The following is a 15,562-nucleotide window of genomic DNA, read 5'->3' as shown; positions in this document are numbered from 1 at the left end:
GGGCGGTGTCAGGCAGCTTCTCCCGAAGGCGCGTTGACGTTGTCGGGCAGTGCCGCCCGAGCCACGTCGACCAGTGCGGTGAACGCCGCCGGATCACTCACTGCGATGTCTGCGAGGTTCTTGCGGTCCACTTCGACGCCGGCGGCCTTGAGGCCTTGGATGAGCCGGTTGTAGGTGATGTCGTTAGCGCGCGCTGCCGCGTTAATCCGGGAGATCCACAGCTTGCGGAACTCGCCCTTGCGTGCCCGACGATCGCGGAACGCGTAGTTCAGCGAATGTAGCTGCTGCTCTTTGGCTTTGCGGTAGAGGCGAGACCGCTGGCCGCGATAGCCTTTTGAGGCCTTCAGGATGGTGCGACGCTTCTTGTGGGCGTTGACTGCCCGCTTCACGCGTGCCATTGGGTATTCCTATCCTCGGTCGGACGTACTGACCTGGTCAGCCGTTCAGCATCGACTTAACCCGCTTGGTGTCATTCGCTGACACCGCGGTGCGGCCCTCCAGCCGTCGGGTCCGCGTGGTGGGCTTGTGCTCGAACAGGTGCCGCCGGTTGGCGTGCTGACGCACGATTTTGCCGGTTCCGGTGCGGCGGAATCGTTTTGAAGCCCCACTGTGGGTCTTGGCTTTGGGCATGTGTCCTCAGTTCTGCTGTCTGGTCAGTTCGATGGTTCGGTATCGCCGTTGGGTGCGGGCTCGGGTATGGGTGCGACGGCTTGTCGCGCCGCCCTGGCCCGAGTCTTCGCGCCGCGGTGCGGCGCCAGCACCATCGTCATATTGCGTCCGTCCTGTTTGGCGGCCGTCTCGACGAAGCCGTAGTCGGCCACGTCGGCGCCCAGGCGCTGCAACAGTCGATAGCCCAGTTCGGGCCGGGACTGCTCGCGTCCGCGGAACATGATGGTCACCTTGACCTTCGACCCCGCCTCCAGGAAGCGGATGACGTGACCCTTCTTGGTCTCGTAGTCGTGGTCGTCGATCTTGGGTCGCAGCTTCTGTTCCTTGACGACGGTCTGCTGCTGGTTTCTGCGAGACTCGCGCGCCTTCTGCGCCGCCTCATATTTGAACTTGCCGTAGTCCATGATCTTGCAGACCGGTGGTCTGGCGTTCGGGGCGACTTCGACAAGGTCGAGATCGGCGTCCGCGGCGACGCGGAGTGCGTCTTCGATCCGCACGATGCCTACCTGCTCACCTCCCGGTCCGATCAGTCGGACTTCAGGTACGCGGATGCGTTCGTTGACGCGGGTCTCAGTGCTGATGTGGCCTCCCTTGGTTGTCTTCTTTGTCGCGACCGGCGCTCGGTTCCGTGGATGCAGCAGGTGGATGCCCTGCCATCAGCAAAAAGGCCCTGCTGCAGCAGGGCCCTAGTGCCGACCGGTCGCGGACTGAGCCGCCTGCGGTGTGCGCAGAACAGGCGCGATGCCTGTGACCGGACCGCTGAGCCTGGGAGGAGAATTTCTCTCGGCCAGCGGTGGGAGTGGGACTCCACTTGCTGTTCCCAGCCTTCGCCGGGACGGTCGCACCGGCCAGTTTAGCAGTCATGACGTGCTGACCGGCAGCTAGATGCGGTGGTCGCGATGTCGTCTTACGCGCGTCCCAGCTGAAGCGAATATCCTCGCGGTCTGTGACCCTAACCACGAGCCGGCCGACGTCCCGGTACCGCTGGGTTCCGGCGGCCGCCGGTTGGACCGTCGGCGTCATCGCCACCCTGTCACTGGTGGCGAGCGTGTCGCCGCTCGTCAGGTGGGTCATCAAGGTCCCGCGGGAGTTCATCAACGACTACGTCTTCAACTTTCCCGACACCAGCTTCGCGTGGTCGTTCATTCTGGCCTTGCTGGCCGGCGCGCTCACGGCGCGCAAGCGCATCGCCTGGTGGGTGTTGCTCGGCAACCTGATCATTGCCGCCGGGTTGAACGTCGCGGATCTGGCAGCGGGCGGAAACACGCCGCTGGAGACGTTCGGGGAAAGCTTCGGCTTCACGCTGCACGTTGCCGCGGTCGTCCTGCTTGTTTTGGCCTACCGAGAGTTCTGGGCCAAGGTTCGCCATGGCGCGCTCTACAAGTCGGCCGGCGTGCTGCTTGCCGGGTGGGCGGTCGGGATTCTGCTGTCTTGGGGACTGGTCGAACTGTTCCCCGGCTCGCTGGCGCGCCAGGATCGGTTGCCCTACGTGGTGAACCGAGTCGTCGGGTTCGCGCTGGCCGACCCCGATCTGTTCCAGGGCCGCCCGCACGTCATTCTCAACGACCTCTTCGGCCTGCTCGGCGCACTGGCGCTGATGGTCGCCGCGATCGTGCTGTTCCAATCTCAGCGCGCCGAGAACGCGCTGACCGGAGAGGACGAATCCGCCATCCGCGGTCTGCTCGAGTTGTACGGGAAAAACGACTCTCTCGGCTACTTCGCCACGCGCCGCGACAAGTCGGTGGTGTTCGCGCCTAACGGCCGCGCCGCCATCACCTACCGGGTCGAGGTCGGCGTGTGCCTTGCCAGCGGCGACCCGATCGGTGACCCCGCGGCTTGGCCGAAAGCCATCGACGTGTGGCTGCAGCTGTCCCAAACTTACGGTTGGACGCCCGGTGTCATGGGCGCTAGTTTGCAAGGCGCACAAGCGTTTCGTCGGGCAGGCTTGAACGCCCTGGAACTCGGCGACGAAGCCGTTTTGCACACCGCCGATTTCAAACTGTCCGGCCCGGACATGCGCGGGGTGCGCCAGGCGGTCACCCGGGCACGCCGCGCCGGGTTGACCGTGCGGATCCGCCGGCATCTGGAAATTGCCGCCGACGAGATGGCACACGTGATCGAACGTGCCGATGCCTGGCGGGACACCGAGACCGAGCGCGGGTTCTCCATGGCCCTCGGCCGGCTCGGTGACCCGGCCGACGGCGACTGCCTCCTGGTGGAGGCGCTGCGCCACGACCACGAGGTGGTGGCGATGCTCTCGCTGGTGCCGTGGGGGCACAACGGCGTGTCGCTGGACCTGATGCGCCGCTCCCCCCAATCCCCTAACGGCACCATCGAGCTCATGGTCAGTGAACTGGCCCTGCATGGCGAACGCCTTGGCATTGGCCGCATTTCGCTGAACTTCGCGATGTTCCGCTCTGCGTTCGCTCAGGGCGCGCAGCTCGGCGCCGGGCCGATCGCCCGGCTGTGGCGGGGACTGCTGGTGTTCTTCTCACGCTGGTGGCAGCTGGAGACGCTGTACCGCTCGAACGCGAAATATCAACCGGAATGGGTGCCGCGCTACGCCTGCTACGAGGACGCGCGGATGATTCCGCGGGTCGGCGTCGCTTCCGCCCTCGCCGAGGGCTTTCTGGTGTTCCCCTTCAGTCGCCGCACCAAGCAGCACACCGGTCACCATCCGTCGGTGCCGCCGACGCTGGTGGCGACCGGGCTCTTGCACCACGACGGAACCGCCCCCGATCTGAGTGATCTCCAGCGCGCCGAGCCTTCTGAGTGGGACGAGTCGCAGCGGCGGCTGCCCGAACAGGTACGGGTACGGCTGGCGAAGCTGAAGGCGTTGCAAGCCAACGGAGTTGACGCCTACCCGGTAGGTCACCCGCCCAGTCACAGCGTCGCCAGCGCTTTGGCGGCCGACGACCAGGCGAGCGTTTCGGTGTCCGGCCGCGTGCTGCGCATCCGCGACTTCGGCGGCGTGCTGTTCGCCCAGTTACGCGACTGGTCGGCGGAAATGCAGGTGCTGCTGGACAATTCGCAGCTCGAAGAGGGTTGCACCGCCGATTTCACCCACGCCATCGATCTGGGCGATCTGGTGGAAGTGACCGGGCACATGGGATTCAGCAAAAACGGGACGCGCTCGTTGCTGGTTCGCCGATGGCGGCTGATCGGCAAGTGCCTGCGTCCGCTTCCCAACAAGTGGAACGGGCTCACCGACGCCGAGGCTCGGGTGCGGACCCGCTACCTCGACCTGGCGGTCAACACTGAGTCGCGTGAACTGATCGCGGTGCGCAGCAAGGTGTTGCGTTCGCTGCGGGAGACGCTGTTCGCCAAGGGCTTCGTGGAAGTTGAGACGCCGGTCCTGCAGCAGATCCACGGCGGCGCCAGTGCTCGCCCGTTCATCACCCACATCAACAGCTACGACATGGACCTGTACCTGCGCATCGCGCCGGAGCTGTACCTGAAGCGGCTCTGCGTCGGCGGCGTGGAGCGGGTGTTCGAGCTGGGCCGGGCGTTTCGGAATGAAGGCGTCGACTCCAGTCATAACCCGGAGTTCACGCTGCTGGAGGCCTACCAGGCGCACGCCGACTATCGGACCTGGATGGACGGCTGTCGGGAGTTGATCCAGAACGCCGCCGAGGCGGCGCACGGCGAGCAGATCGTGCTGCGACCCTCAGATGAGCCGGCGGGCAAGGGCCTCAAACCGGTCGACATCTCCGGTGTTTGGCCGGTGAAGACGGTGCACGACGCGGTGTCCGAGGCACTCGGTGAATACGTCGACGCCGACACCGACGTGGCGACGCTGCGCAAGCTGGCCGACACCGCCAACGTCCCTTATCTGCGACGCTGGGATGCCGGCGCGGTGGTGCTCGAGCTCTATGAGCATCTGGTCGAGTCCCGCACCGAACAGCCGACGTTCTACATCGACTTTCCGACGTCGGTGTCGCCGCTGACCCGGCCGCATCGCAGTATATGCGGTGTGGCCGAACGCTGGGATCTGGTCGCTTGGGGCGTCGAGCTCGGCACTGCCTACACCGAACTCACCGACCCGGTCGAGCAGCGCCGCCGCCTGCAGGAGCAATCGTTGCTCGCCGCTGGCGGTGACCCCGAGGCCATGGAGCTCGACGAGGACTTCCTGCAGGCGATGGAATACGCGATGCCACCCACAGGCGGTCTCGGAATGGGTGTCGACCGCGTTGTCATGCTCATCACCGGCCGCGGCATCCGCGAGACCCTGCCCTTCCCGCTGGCCAAACCGCGGTAGCACACGAAATGCCCGCCAGCAACGTGACGGGTGGGTAGCAGTTCGTGAACCGCTCGTGAATGCGTTCACCGATGCATCACAATGGATGACAATGAATGACGTGGGGGCATCCTCTGTAACTGTCGCTGCGCCGCTGCTGGTCGGTCACCACACCTCGCTCATGCACGGGTGGGTGCCGATCACGGTCCAGGCGCTGACGGCGGTTGTGCTGGTGCTAGCGATTGGATGGCGATCACGCCGCTGGCGGGTGCTGGGGCTGCCGGTGGCGGCGGCCGTCGGCATCGTGGTCGCAGCCGGGACACGCTGGTTCATCGACACCGACGGGCTGGCCGACGAGCCGGCGCCGCTCACGCTGTGGCTGTGGATTGCGTTGACCGGCGCCGCCGCCGCGGTCCTGTTGCTGGGGTGGCGCAGCGCCCGCTGGTGGCGGCGTGCGACGTCGATCCTGGCTGTGCCCTTGTGCTTGGCTAGCGCAGGGCTGGCGCTCAACGGGTGGGTGGGCTATTTCCCCACGGTGCAGACGGCGTGGAACCAGGTGACCTCCGGCCCGTTGCCTGACCAGACCGACAAGACGACCGTGAACGCGATGGCCGGCAAGCGCGCGCTTCCCCCTCGCGGCAGCGTGGTGCCGGTCACGATTCCCGCCGACGCGTCACACTTCAAGCACCGTGGCGAGCTGGTGTACCTGCCGCCGGCATGGTTTGCCAGCACTCCGCCGCCACGGCTGCCTACCGTGATGATGATCGGCGGCGAGTTCAACACGCCCGCCGACTGGCTGCGCGCCGGCAATGCGGTGGCGACGATCGACGAGTTCGCTGCCGCGCACGGGGGCAACGCGCCGGTGTTCGTGTTCGCGGACTCGGGGGGCTCGTTCAACAACGACACCGAATGTGTGAACGGCGCCCGCGGCAATGCCGCCGACCACCTCACCAAGGACGTGCTGCCGTTCATGGTGTCGACCTTCGGGGTCAGCCCGGATCGGTCGAACTGGGGCATCGTGGGCTTTTCGATGGGCGGGACGTGCGCCGTCGATCTGACCGTCATGCACCCCGAGCTGTTCAGCGCTTTCGTTGACATCGCCGGTGATCTGGGCCCCAACACCGGGACCAAGGCGCAGACCATTGCCCGGCTGTTCGGCGGCAACGGCGCCGCATGGGCTGCATTCGACCCGACCACCGTCATCAAGCGACACGGGCCCTACACCGGAGTTGCCGGCTGGTTCGGGGTCAACTCCGACGGCGTGCCGGCGCAGCATCGCAGCGTGGCGGTCGCTGACGCCGGCACGGTCGCCGGCCGGTTGCTCACCGGTCACCCCAATGAGCAGGCGTTGGCCGCCCAGTCGCTGTGCACGCTGGGCCGGGCCAATGGCATCGACTGCGCGGTGATCACGCAGCAGGGCAAGCATGACTGGCCGTTCGCGGACCGGATGTTCACGGCAGCCTTGCCATGGCTGGCCGGCCAACTCGATACTCCCGGCGTGGCCCGGGTGCCACTGCCCACCCCGGCGAATCCACCCCCGCCGCCGGCCCCGGGCCCGGCGCCGCACGGCCACGCCGCGGCCAAGTAGCCCCTGACATCGGTCGCACGGGCTCACCGCGCGATATTCGCTCGTCACTGCAATCCGTGGAGTGCCTGGACACGCTGGGCCAGCACACCCGTGGTCCTGGTGCCGGTCTGGACGCGACGGTGGGATCAGGCGGCGTTGGTCGGCTTGTGGTTCACGGTCAATCCGGTCCTGTTCGGCAAGCCGGGCCACGAGCGGGGCTGGTCCACTCGGGCGATGCTGGGCGAAGAGCTGTGGATCACCCGCAGGCCCAAAGACGCCGCACTGGCCATCAGCGCCGCGACGTCCGTCGCGGCCGTCACTGCGATCGCCGCGGCGCGTCGGCGTCGACTCGGCATCGCGGCAGCGGCAACCGCGCAGATGGCGCTGACATTGGTGTACTGGCAACAGATGGTGCACTACCTCGATCCCCAGCGGCTCACTGAGGGCTAACTGCTTGATTTGCCGGCGGTTTCGCGCAGACCGGCGCGTTCCACGGTCAACAGGCTTTGTGCGCGGTGCTCGTTCCGGTAGGCGTCCGCGCCGCCGTTGAGGCCGAAGAGGTGTTTGCTCCATAGCAGCCACACCACCGCGACGACGTTGATCAGAAATGCGGTAATCCGCACAGCCGTGATTCTTTCGGTGAGCTCATAGACTTCCAGCGGCAGGAAGACGCTGGTTGCAACCACCGCGAAATATTCGCCCCACCGCTGTACCAGCCACAGCCCAACAGCCTCGATGAACTCGATCACCGCGTAGGCCGCGAACGCGAGGGCGATCCACAAAAACGTCGACGACGAAAGCGCGAACAGGTGCGCGATGTGACGGACGATTTTGGAGTTGTCGGGATTCCATCCGATCTGGTTGGCCAACGGCCGGATCAACGGAAGATCTTGCTCGAACGCCTGCTGCAACCGTTCCCGTGAGCCACGGACCTTGAGCACGCCGGCCGCCAGCAATAGAAAGACAACGCCCCGAATCGCGCGTTCAACCGCGAGCGCCCGCATCAACGTCCGGTCCCGCAACATCCGCCCCCGCGGGATCTCCGGTGCCGTGTCCGCCGGACCGCTCTGCCGGGGAGGGCCGACTACGAAGGTTTCGCACCGCAAGCAGCGCCACGCCTCGCCGGCCGGAGTGTCGACTTTCAGGCGTTCCCGTAGCGCCGGCTCGTCGGGGGCAAATGTCGCATGCCCGCGCAATCCACACGATCGCAGCGCGAAGTCCACCACCCTTAGCACGCTATGTCACTGTGGGCCGATCCGCAGCCAAGCGTCTGTTTCGCAACTAGCCGAGGTGACAGCAGGTCCCTGGGCGATAGCATGTCCAGATGCCTGACGCTGCGAAGCCTCCTCCTACTGAGCCTGGCGCCGGGTCCAACTCCGGAGCTGGGGACACCGAACCCGGCTACGACACCTCGGGCGTACCGACATTCGATTCGGTCCGTGAGAAGATCGAGACGCGATTCGAAACATCAATCGGCGCAGCCGAGTTGGACGCCGAAAGCCCAGAGGGACGCAGCATCGAGGAGCAGTACCAGGCCCGGCAAAAAGCGGCAGCAGAACGGCTGGCTGCCATCCGCGAATCGATGCGTGAGGACACCCGCTAAGCGGTGCGCCACCGAGTGCGCAACTTGTACGCGCGATTTCGCCGATTCGCCGAGCACAACCTACATACTCGGCGCGACAAGACCCGCTACGCGCTGACCCGTCGACGCCGGTTCGACCGTGGCGTCGCATTGACCGGCACACCGAGCGTCTCGGCCAGAAACTTGCCGGTGTAGCTTTCGGGTACCGCCGCGATGTCCTCTGGCGTGCCTTCCGCCACGATGGTTCCGCCTTCGGCGCCGCCCTCGGGTCCCATGTCGATGATCCAGTCCGATGTCTTGATCACGTCGAGGTTGTGCTCGATCACGATCACGGTATTGCCTTTGTCGACAAGGCCGTTCAGGACGTTGAGCAGCTTGCGGATGTCGTCGAAGTGCAGCCCGGTGGTGGGCTCGTCGAGGATGTAGACCGTACGCCCGGTGGAGCGCTTCTGCAGCTCGGAGGCCAGCTTCACCCGTTGTGCCTCACCGCCGGACAGTGTCGGCGCCGGCTGACCGAGCCGCACATAGCCGAGGCCGACGTCGACAAGCGTGCGCAGGTAGCGGTGGATGCCGGTGATCGGCGCGAAGAAGTCCTCGGCTTCCTCGATCGACATGTCGAGCACCTCGGAGATGGTCTTGCCCTTGTAGTGCACCTCGAGGGTTTCTCTGTTGTAGCGCGCCCCATGGCATACCTCGCAGGGCACATACACGTCCGGCAGGAAGTTCATCTCGATCTTGATGGTGCCGTCGCCCGAACATGCTTCGCAGCGGCCGCCTTTGACGTTGAACGAGAACCGGCCCGGTTGGTAGCCACGGACTTTCGCTTCGGTGGTGGCGGCGAACAGGGTGCGGATCTTGTCGAACACTCCGGTGTAGGTGGCGGGGTTGGACCGCGGGGTGCGTCCGATCGGCGACTGGTCGACCCGCACCAGCTTGTCGACGTGGTCCAGTCCGGTGACCCTGGTGTGCCGGCCCGGCACCTGGCGGGCGCCGTTGAGCTTGTTGGCGAGCACCGCGGCCAGGATGTCGTTGACCAGCGTCGACTTCCCGGAGCCGGACACCCCGGTGACCGAGGTGAGCACGCCGAGCGGAAACGACGCGTCGATCTCGCGCAAGTTGTGTTCTCGCGCCCCGACGACCGTGAGCCGGCGCCTTTTGTCGACGGGGCGCCGGATAGCCGGAACCTCAATGCTTTCCGCGCCTGATAGATAGGCGCCGGTGATCGAGTTCTTGTTCCGCAGCAGCTCGTCATACGTTCCGCTGTGCACGATTTGGCCGCCGTGCTCTCCGGCACCCGGTCCGATGTCGACGATCCAGTCCGCGTGCGCAATGGTGTCCAGATCGTGCTCGACGACGATCAGGGTGTTGCCCAAATCCCGTAGCCGAGTGAGGGTTTCGATGAGCCGACGGTTGTCACGCTGGTGCAGACCGATCGAGGGCTCGTCGAGCACGTAGAGCACGCCGACCAGGCCGGAGCCGATCTGGGTGGCCAGCCGGATGCGTTGCGCCTCTCCTCCGGACAGCGTTGCGGCGGCGCGCGACAGGCACAGGTAGTCCAGCCCGACGTCGAGCAGAAAGCCCAGCCGCGACTGGATTTCCTTGAGCACCTGCCCGGCGATGGCCTGTTCGCGCGGACCCAAAGTGAGCGCGTTGAGGAAATCTGAGCAGTCTGCTATCGACAGGTCGCATACCCCGGCGATGGACATCTTGCCCCGCTCCCCCGCGGCCAGCGTCACCGCCAAGATCTCGGGCTTGAGCCGCGTGCCCTGACACTCCGGGCATGGCACATCACGCATGAAGCCCTCGTAGCGCTCCTTCATCATGTCGGACTCGGTCTGAGCCATCTTGCGCTGCAGGAACGCCATCACGCCTTCGAAGTCGGCGTAATACGACCGGGTGCGGCCGTAGCGGTTGCGGTAGCGGACGTGCACCTGCTCGTCGCAGCCTTCCAGAATCGCCTTGCGCGCCTTGGCCGGAAGCTTGCGCCACGGGGTGTTCACGTCGAAGCCCATCGCCTCACCGAGGCCGGCCATCATCCGGGTGAAGTAGTCGGCGGTGTGGCCCATCGACCAGGGCGCCACCGCGCCCTGCGCCAGCGTCAGCTCCGGGTCGGGCACCACCAGGTCAGGATCGACCTCTTTGCGGATGCCCAGGCCGCTGCATTCCGGGCAGGCCCCGTAAGGCGAGTTGAACGAAAAGGACCGCGGCTCAAGGTCGTCCACGGCCAGCGAATGCCCGTTGGGGCACGCCAGCTTCTCGGAGAACCGCTGCTCACGGTTGTGGGCGTCGTGGGCGTGGTCGACAAACTCCAGTACGACTATCCCGTCGGCCAAACTCAGCGCGGTCTCCACCGACTCGGTGAGCCGCTGCTTGGCGCTGGGCTTAACAGTGAGGCGGTCAACAACCACCTCGATGTCGTGCTTCTCCTGCTTCTTCAGCTTCGGCGGATCGGTCAGCGGATGCACCACACCGTCGACCCGCACCCGGCTGTAGCCCTGGCTGTTGAGCTTCTCGAACAGGTCGACGAACTCGCCCTTGCGGGTGCGCACCACCGGAGCCAGCACTTGGAAGCGGGTGCCCTCAGGCATCGCCAAAACCTGGTCGACGATTTGCTGCGGTGTTTGCCGGGCGATCCGCTCGCCGCACACCGGGCAGTGCGGCGTGCCGGCGCGGGCGTACAGCAGCCGCAGATAGTCGTACACCTCGGTGATGGTCCCGACCGTCGACCGCGGGTTGCGGTTGGTCGACTTCTGGTCGATGGACACCGCCGGGGACAGGCCCTCGATGAAGTCGACGTCGGGCTTGTCCATCTGCCCCAGGAATTGGCGGGCGTACGCCGACAGCGATTCGACGTAGCGCCGCTGCCCCTCGGCGAAGATCGTGTCGAAGGCCAGCGAAGACTTTCCCGAGCCGGACAGCCCAGTGAAGACGATCAACGCGTCGCGCGGCAAATCAAGATCAACGCTGCGCAGGTTGTGCTCGCGCGCACCCTTGACGATCAGGCGCTCAGCCAACGGGTCCCTTTCCAGTCACCACGTTCCCCATGCTATGTGCCCGTACCGACATGCACGCCCGAGCAGTACCGTGACCGTATGCCTGTCCTGAACGACAACTACACCGGCCACGTCGACCCGGGGACCGCGGCACGCCGCACGCTGCCCGCCGTGACGATCGTGAAGGCGTCGGTAGGGCCTATGGACAACAATGCCTACCTGGTGACATGTTCCGAGACCGGCGAAACGCTTTTGATCGACGCCGCGAACGACGCCGAGGTGCTCATCGATCTGGTACGGCGCTACGCCCCGAAGCTGTCGCTGATCGTGACCAGTCACCAGCACTGGGATCACTGGCAGGCGCTGGAGGCCGTCGCTGAGGCCACCGGCGCGCCGACGGCAGCCAACGAAATCGACGCCGGCCCGCTCCCGGTCAAGCCGGATCGGCTGCTGGCCGACGGCGACACCGTGCAGATCGGCAAGCTGACCTTCGACGTCATCCACTTGCGCGGCCACACCCCCGGGTCGATCGCGCTCGCCCTCGACGGACCGGCCACCGGCGGCGTCACCCAGTTGTTCACCGGCGACTGCCTGTTCCCCGGCGGTGTCGGCAAGACGTGGAAGCCCGGTGATTTCACCCAGCTGCTCGACGACGTCATCACCCGGGTGTTCGACCGCTTCGACGACTCCACGGTGGTCTACCCCGGGCACGGCGACGACACCACGTTAGGTGCCGAGCGGCCCAAGCTCGGCGAGTGGCGCCAGCGCGGCTGGTAGGCCGCGGGAGCGACCTCCAAAAAAACCCAGCGGCGCGAGCGCGGCTGGTAAATGGCACGCGAAACGCCCTGCAGCGCCTAAGCTTTGCGGGGTGAGGGTCGGCATCGACTTCGGCACCACGCACACCGTCGTCGCCGCCGTCGACAGGGGCAACTACCCCGTCGCGTCGTTCGAAGGGATCGACGCCTGGCCGTCGGTGATCGCCGCGAATGACGCCGGCGAGCTGCGGTTCGGCTTGGACGCCGCCGCGCTGCGTCGCGAGCCGGGCTGGGCGGTGCTGCGGTCGTTCAAGCGGCTGCTCGGCGACGCCGGTCCGCGCACGACGGTCGAGCTGTCCGGGCGCTCTTACCGGTTGGCCGACCTTTTCGTGCGCTTCCTCGCCCAGCTCAAGAGCGACTTGCAGGAGCGGTCGAACGTCGACCTGTCGCTAGGCGAGCGGATCCAGGCCGCGATCAGCGTGCCAGCCAACGCGTCGAGCGCCCAACGGTTTTTGACGCTGGACGCCTTCACACAGGCCGGCTTCGACGTCGTCGCGCTGCTCAATGAGCCGTCGGCGGCGGGCTTCGAGTACGCCCACCGCTACCGCTCGACGATCACCGCGAAACGCGAATACGTGCTGATCTACGACCTCGGCGGCGGCACGTTCGACGCGTCGCTGCTCAAGATGACCGGGCGGCTCAACGAGGTGGTCACCAGCGAGGGCATCCAGCGCCTGGGCGGCGACGACTTCGACGAGGCGATCCTGCAGCTGGTCCGCAACCGCGCCAAGCTTCGCCGACTCGATGCCGCCGCCCGCGAACTGCTGCTCGAGGAGTGCGCCGCCCGCAAGGAAGCCGTGGGCCCCAACACGCGTCGCTTTCTGGTCGACCTCGACGCGGTCGGCAAACCACCGTTCTCCTGCCCGATCGACGACGTGTATGCCGTATGCGCGCCGCTCGTCGACAAGACGCTCGCGGTCCTCTCGCGCGTCCTGGCGGACGCAGCCGGCGACGAGGTGGACTGGTCGGAGGTCGCCGGCATCTACGTGGTGGGCGGGGCCGGAAGCTTTCCGCTGGTTGCCCGCAAGCTGCGCACCGTGCTCGACGAGAAGTTCGGCGAGAAGCGCGTCAAACGCTCACCGCATCCGTTTGCGGCGACGGCGATTGGGCTGGCCGTCTTCCTCGACAAGGAGGCCGGATTCGTGCTGTCCGACCGGCTTTCCCGGCATTTCGGGGTATTCCGCGAAGCGCACGCGGGAGAAGATGTCAGCTTCGACCCGATCGTGTCGAAGGGCATGCAGCTTCCTGCCGAAGGCCAGGCGCCGCTGGTCGTGACGCGCAGGTACCGGGCGGCGCACAACATCGGCCATTTCCGGTTCGTGGAGTGCAGCCGCCTGCGCGACGGCCACCCCGACGGCGACCTGACGCCCTATGAGCCGGTGTTCTTCCCGTTCGACCCCGACCTGCAGGATGCGGCGGATCTGGGGGGCCGACCGGTCGACCGCCGCGACGACGGGCCCGATGTCGAAGAGCGCTACGTCGTCACACCGGGCGGCGCGGTGGAGGTGACGCTGACGACGCGACCGGACCGCCTGACCCGCACCTTCCGGTTGACTCGCCACGACCTCGCGAGTGCGTGACCGCGCGGCGCCTGCCCGGTCGTGCGGCGGCGCTGATTGCCGGCGCGTTGCCCGCGTTGGCGTTTCCGGCGCCGTCTTGGTGGTGGCTGGCCTGGGTCGGCCTGGTCCCGCTGCTGCTGGTGGTGCGCGCAGCGTCGACGGCGTCCGATGCTGCGGTGCGGGCCTGGTGCGGTCTCGCCGGCTTCGTGCTGGCCACGCAGTACTGGCTGCTGCTCAGTGCCGGTCCCCTGCTGCTGGTCATGGCCGCGGTAATAGGCGCCCTATGGCTGCCGTGGGGGTGGTTCGCGCACCGACTGCTCTCGGGTGCGGTGACGACGCGTCGGCTGCTGGCGGCCGTCATCGTGTTGCCCAGTGCATGGGTCTCGGCTGAGGCGGTGCGGTCCTGGCCCGGTTTGGGTGGCCCGTGGGCCGCTGTGGGCGCCTCGCAGTGGAACCAGCCCGTCACACTTGCCTCGGCCGCGCTCGGCGGGGTCTGGCTGACCAGTTTCCTGATTGTCGCGGTGAACACGGCAATCGTCGGCGCGATGCTTTCCCGCGAGGCGGCCGCGCGGGTGAGCTGCGTGGTGATCGCTCTGGCCTGCGCAGGACTCGGACCCGCGTGGTTCGGCTGGGGGCCGGCGCCCGCAGCGGGATCGACCGTGCGGGTGGCGCTGGTCCAGCCAGGAGTCATCGACTACGCCGCGGCGCGCGAGGCCGCCGGGAAAGCGCTCACCGCCACATTGGCGGGACAACGGACAGACCTGGTCCTTTGGGGCGAGAGCAGCGTCGGGTTGGATCCGACCAGCCACCCCGACGACGTGCGGCAGTTGGCGAACCTTTCGAAAAAAGTCGGCGCGGACTTGCTGGTCAACGTCGATGCGCCCGCGGCGGACGGGGAGATCTACAAGTCGTCGGTGCTGATCGGACCCGATGGCCCCCGAGGCACATACCGCAAGACCCGGCTGGTGCCGTTCGGGGAATATGTGCCGCTGCGACCGCTGCTCGGCTGGCTGACCCGCCACACCAAGGCCGCCGGGCAGGACCGGGGCCGTGGGAGCGGACCAGCGGTGCTGCACGCCGGCTCGCTGGCCATTGGGCCGTTGATCAGTTTCGAGGCGGTTTTTCCCGATCTTCCCCGCCGGGCGGTGCAACGCGGCGCTCAGTTGCTGGCCTATCAGACGTCGACGTCGACTTTTCAGGGAAGTTGGGCCCAGCCGCAGCTGGCCGGCGCGATCGCCGTGCGCGCGGCCGAGGTCGGCCACCCGGCGGCGCATGCCGGATTATCGGGGGACAGCGCGGCATTCGATGCCCGCGGCCGCAAACTTGCCTGGTGTGCCTCGAATTACCGTGGCGTGCGCATCGTGGATGTCCCGTTGGGCGCGCAGGTCACGGTGTACCAGCGGCTGGGTGAATGGGTGCTCATGTTGGCGTTCTCGACTCTCGGTGCCGCTGCTATCTGGGTCGTGCGGTCGCGTCTGCGCTCGAATTACGGGGTGGTGTGAACGATCAATACGTCGGTCTTGGCTCGGCGTGAAACGTTGGCCGGCACTGAGCCCAGCAGGCGGCCGGCGATGGTGTTCAAGCCGACGTTGCCGACGACCAGGAGATCGGCGTCGACCTCCTCGGCGAGTCCGACCAGCGCGTCCACAGGTGCGCCGACGACCGCCCGTTCTTCGACGTTCTTCGCGCCGGCGGCCTTGGCGCGGTCCCGCGCTTCGCGCAAGATCGAGTAGATCGGGCCGGTTCCCGACACCTTGTAGCTCTCGTCCTTCAACGCGTCCGCGGCTCGAGGATCGTCTGGTTGGGGCAAGTACGCCGACGCGACGATCAACTTCGCGTTCGCCCCCGCGATGTGGCCTGCCCGGTCCACCGCGCGCAGCGACGAGTCCGAGCCGTCGGTTCCTACCACCACGGTCCGATAGGCGCTCATTTACCCTCCCAGGTGTCGGTTGCTACGCCAACCCAAGACAGTAACGCGTTGCCGGTTACGGGTGGGTCGGATTTGCGACACCGTCAGCACTGCCAGCCGCTCCGCTGATCCCCAACTCAGGGCGCCCGGCTCGCCGGCGCTGCCGTCGATCGATTCCGGCCATCACGGAAAGCGTTGTGCGGCAGGCTCTTAACGTCCTAACGGCAGGGG

13 protein-coding genes are annotated in these 15,562 nt (G+C 66.7%); 7 read left to right on the top strand and 6 right to left on the bottom strand.

Annotated elements, in window-relative coordinates:
* Nucleotides 1–8 precede the first annotated feature (8 nt).
* The 3 genes from rplT to infC are packed head-to-tail and all read right to left on the bottom strand — an operon-like array spanning nucleotide 9 to nucleotide 1,250.
* Nucleotides 9–398, bottom strand: coding sequence for a 50S ribosomal protein L20 (gene rplT, locus G6N15_RS19425; protein WP_083089411.1), 390 nt, complete (start codon nucleotides 396–398; stop codon nucleotides 9–11).
* A gap of 37 nt (nucleotides 399–435) precedes the next feature.
* Nucleotides 436–630: a 50S ribosomal protein L35 gene (gene rpmI / locus G6N15_RS19420; RefSeq protein ID WP_083089409.1), complete on the bottom strand. Its 195-nt coding sequence runs from the start codon at nucleotides 628–630 to the stop codon at nucleotides 436–438.
* 23 nt (nucleotides 631–653) lie between these two features.
* Nucleotides 654–1,250 carry a translation initiation factor IF-3 gene (infC, locus tag G6N15_RS19415; RefSeq protein WP_163748358.1) on the bottom strand — a complete coding sequence of 199 codons (597 nt, stop codon included), beginning with the start codon at nucleotides 1,248–1,250 and terminating at the stop codon, nucleotides 654–656.
* A gap of 365 nt (nucleotides 1,251–1,615) precedes the next feature.
* On the opposite strand from infC, the gene lysX reads away from it, so the two are divergent.
* The 3 genes from lysX to G6N15_RS19400 all read left to right on the top strand — a co-directional run bounded on the left by lysX (nucleotide 1,616) and on the right by G6N15_RS19400 (nucleotide 6,923).
* Complete coding sequence (lysX, locus tag G6N15_RS19410) at nucleotides 1,616–4,927, top strand: bifunctional lysylphosphatidylglycerol synthetase/lysine--tRNA ligase LysX (protein WP_083089405.1); 3,312 nt, start codon at nucleotides 1,616–1,618, stop codon at nucleotides 4,925–4,927.
* 85 nt (nucleotides 4,928–5,012) lie between these two features.
* A complete protein-coding gene (locus G6N15_RS19405) occupies nucleotides 5,013–6,494 on the top strand; it encodes an alpha/beta hydrolase-fold protein (protein ID WP_163748154.1) in 1,482 nt (493 codons plus the stop codon).
* Between the two features lie 3 nt (nucleotides 6,495–6,497).
* A complete protein-coding gene (locus G6N15_RS19400) occupies nucleotides 6,498–6,923 on the top strand; it encodes a DUF6653 family protein (protein WP_083089700.1) in 426 nt (141 codons plus the stop codon).
* Here the strand turns inward: G6N15_RS19400 and G6N15_RS19395 are convergent.
* Entirely contained in the window at nucleotides 6,920–7,699 is a 780-nt protein-coding gene (locus G6N15_RS19395) for a DUF2127 domain-containing protein (RefSeq protein WP_083089699.1), read from the bottom strand. The two genes, G6N15_RS19400 and G6N15_RS19395, sit on opposite strands and share 4 nt — an antisense overlap.
* Before the next feature lie 98 nt (nucleotides 7,700–7,797).
* Between G6N15_RS19395 and G6N15_RS19390 the strand changes: the two genes are divergently transcribed.
* Nucleotides 7,798–8,076: a hypothetical protein gene (locus tag G6N15_RS19390; RefSeq protein ID WP_083089698.1), complete on the top strand. Its 279-nt coding sequence runs from the start codon at nucleotides 7,798–7,800 to the stop codon at nucleotides 8,074–8,076.
* A gap of 86 nt (nucleotides 8,077–8,162) precedes the next feature.
* Here G6N15_RS19390 and uvrA read toward each other — a convergent pair whose 3' ends face one another.
* Nucleotides 8,163–11,069 (bottom strand): excinuclease ABC subunit UvrA, encoded by a 2,907-nt coding sequence (gene uvrA / locus G6N15_RS19385; RefSeq protein WP_083089697.1) that lies wholly within the window; start codon nucleotides 11,067–11,069, stop codon nucleotides 8,163–8,165.
* A 78-nt stretch (nucleotides 11,070–11,147) separates the two neighbouring features.
* Here uvrA and G6N15_RS19380 point away from each other — a divergent pair, with 78 nt between their 5' ends.
* From G6N15_RS19380 to lnt, 3 genes are all read left to right on the top strand, one after another.
* Nucleotides 11,148–11,825: an MBL fold metallo-hydrolase gene (locus tag G6N15_RS19380; protein WP_083089696.1), complete on the top strand. Its 678-nt coding sequence runs from the start codon at nucleotides 11,148–11,150 to the stop codon at nucleotides 11,823–11,825.
* A gap of 91 nt (nucleotides 11,826–11,916) precedes the next feature.
* On the top strand, nucleotides 11,917–13,443 hold the full coding sequence (locus G6N15_RS19375) for an Hsp70 family protein (RefSeq protein ID WP_083089695.1): 1,527 nt from the start codon (nucleotides 11,917–11,919) through the stop codon (nucleotides 13,441–13,443).
* On the top strand, nucleotides 13,440–14,924 hold the full coding sequence (lnt, locus tag G6N15_RS19370; protein WP_083089694.1) for an apolipoprotein N-acyltransferase: 1,485 nt from the start codon (nucleotides 13,440–13,442) through the stop codon (nucleotides 14,922–14,924). Before G6N15_RS19375 ends, lnt begins: the two co-directional genes overlap by 4 nt.
* Here the strand turns inward: lnt and G6N15_RS19365 are convergent.
* Complete coding sequence (locus tag G6N15_RS19365) at nucleotides 14,909–15,352, bottom strand: universal stress protein (protein WP_083089693.1); 444 nt, start codon at nucleotides 15,350–15,352, stop codon at nucleotides 14,909–14,911. The genes lnt and G6N15_RS19365 overlap by 16 nt on opposite strands.
* Nucleotides 15,353–15,562 lie beyond the last annotated feature (210 nt).

This window comes from Mycobacterium noviomagense (assembly GCF_010731635.1).
Taxonomy (GTDB): domain Bacteria; phylum Actinomycetota; class Actinomycetes; order Mycobacteriales; family Mycobacteriaceae; genus Mycobacterium; species Mycobacterium noviomagense.
The sequence above is the reverse complement of the archived record's forward strand: the minus strand, read 5'-3'. Positions and strand labels throughout refer to the sequence as shown.

What these genes read in the sequence shown, in the direction of transcription:
- rplT (WP_083089411.1), bottom strand. Translation starts at nt 398, where the DNA reads ATGGCACGCGTGAAGCGGGCAGTCAACGCCCACAAGAAGCGTCGCACC.
- rpmI (WP_083089409.1), bottom strand. Translation starts at nt 630, where the DNA reads ATGCCCAAAGCCAAGACCCACAGTGGGGCTTCAAAACGATTCCGCCGC.
- G6N15_RS19405 (WP_163748154.1), top strand. Translation starts at nt 5,013, where the DNA reads ATGACAATGAATGACGTGGGGGCATCCTCTGTAACTGTCGCTGCGCCG.
- G6N15_RS19390 (WP_083089698.1), top strand. Translation starts at nt 7,798, where the DNA reads ATGCCTGACGCTGCGAAGCCTCCTCCTACTGAGCCTGGCGCCGGGTCC.
- G6N15_RS19380 (WP_083089696.1), top strand. Translation starts at nt 11,148, where the DNA reads ATGCCTGTCCTGAACGACAACTACACCGGCCACGTCGACCCGGGGACC.
- G6N15_RS19365 (WP_083089693.1), bottom strand. Translation starts at nt 15,352, where the DNA reads ATGAGCGCCTATCGGACCGTGGTGGTAGGAACCGACGGCTCGGACTCG.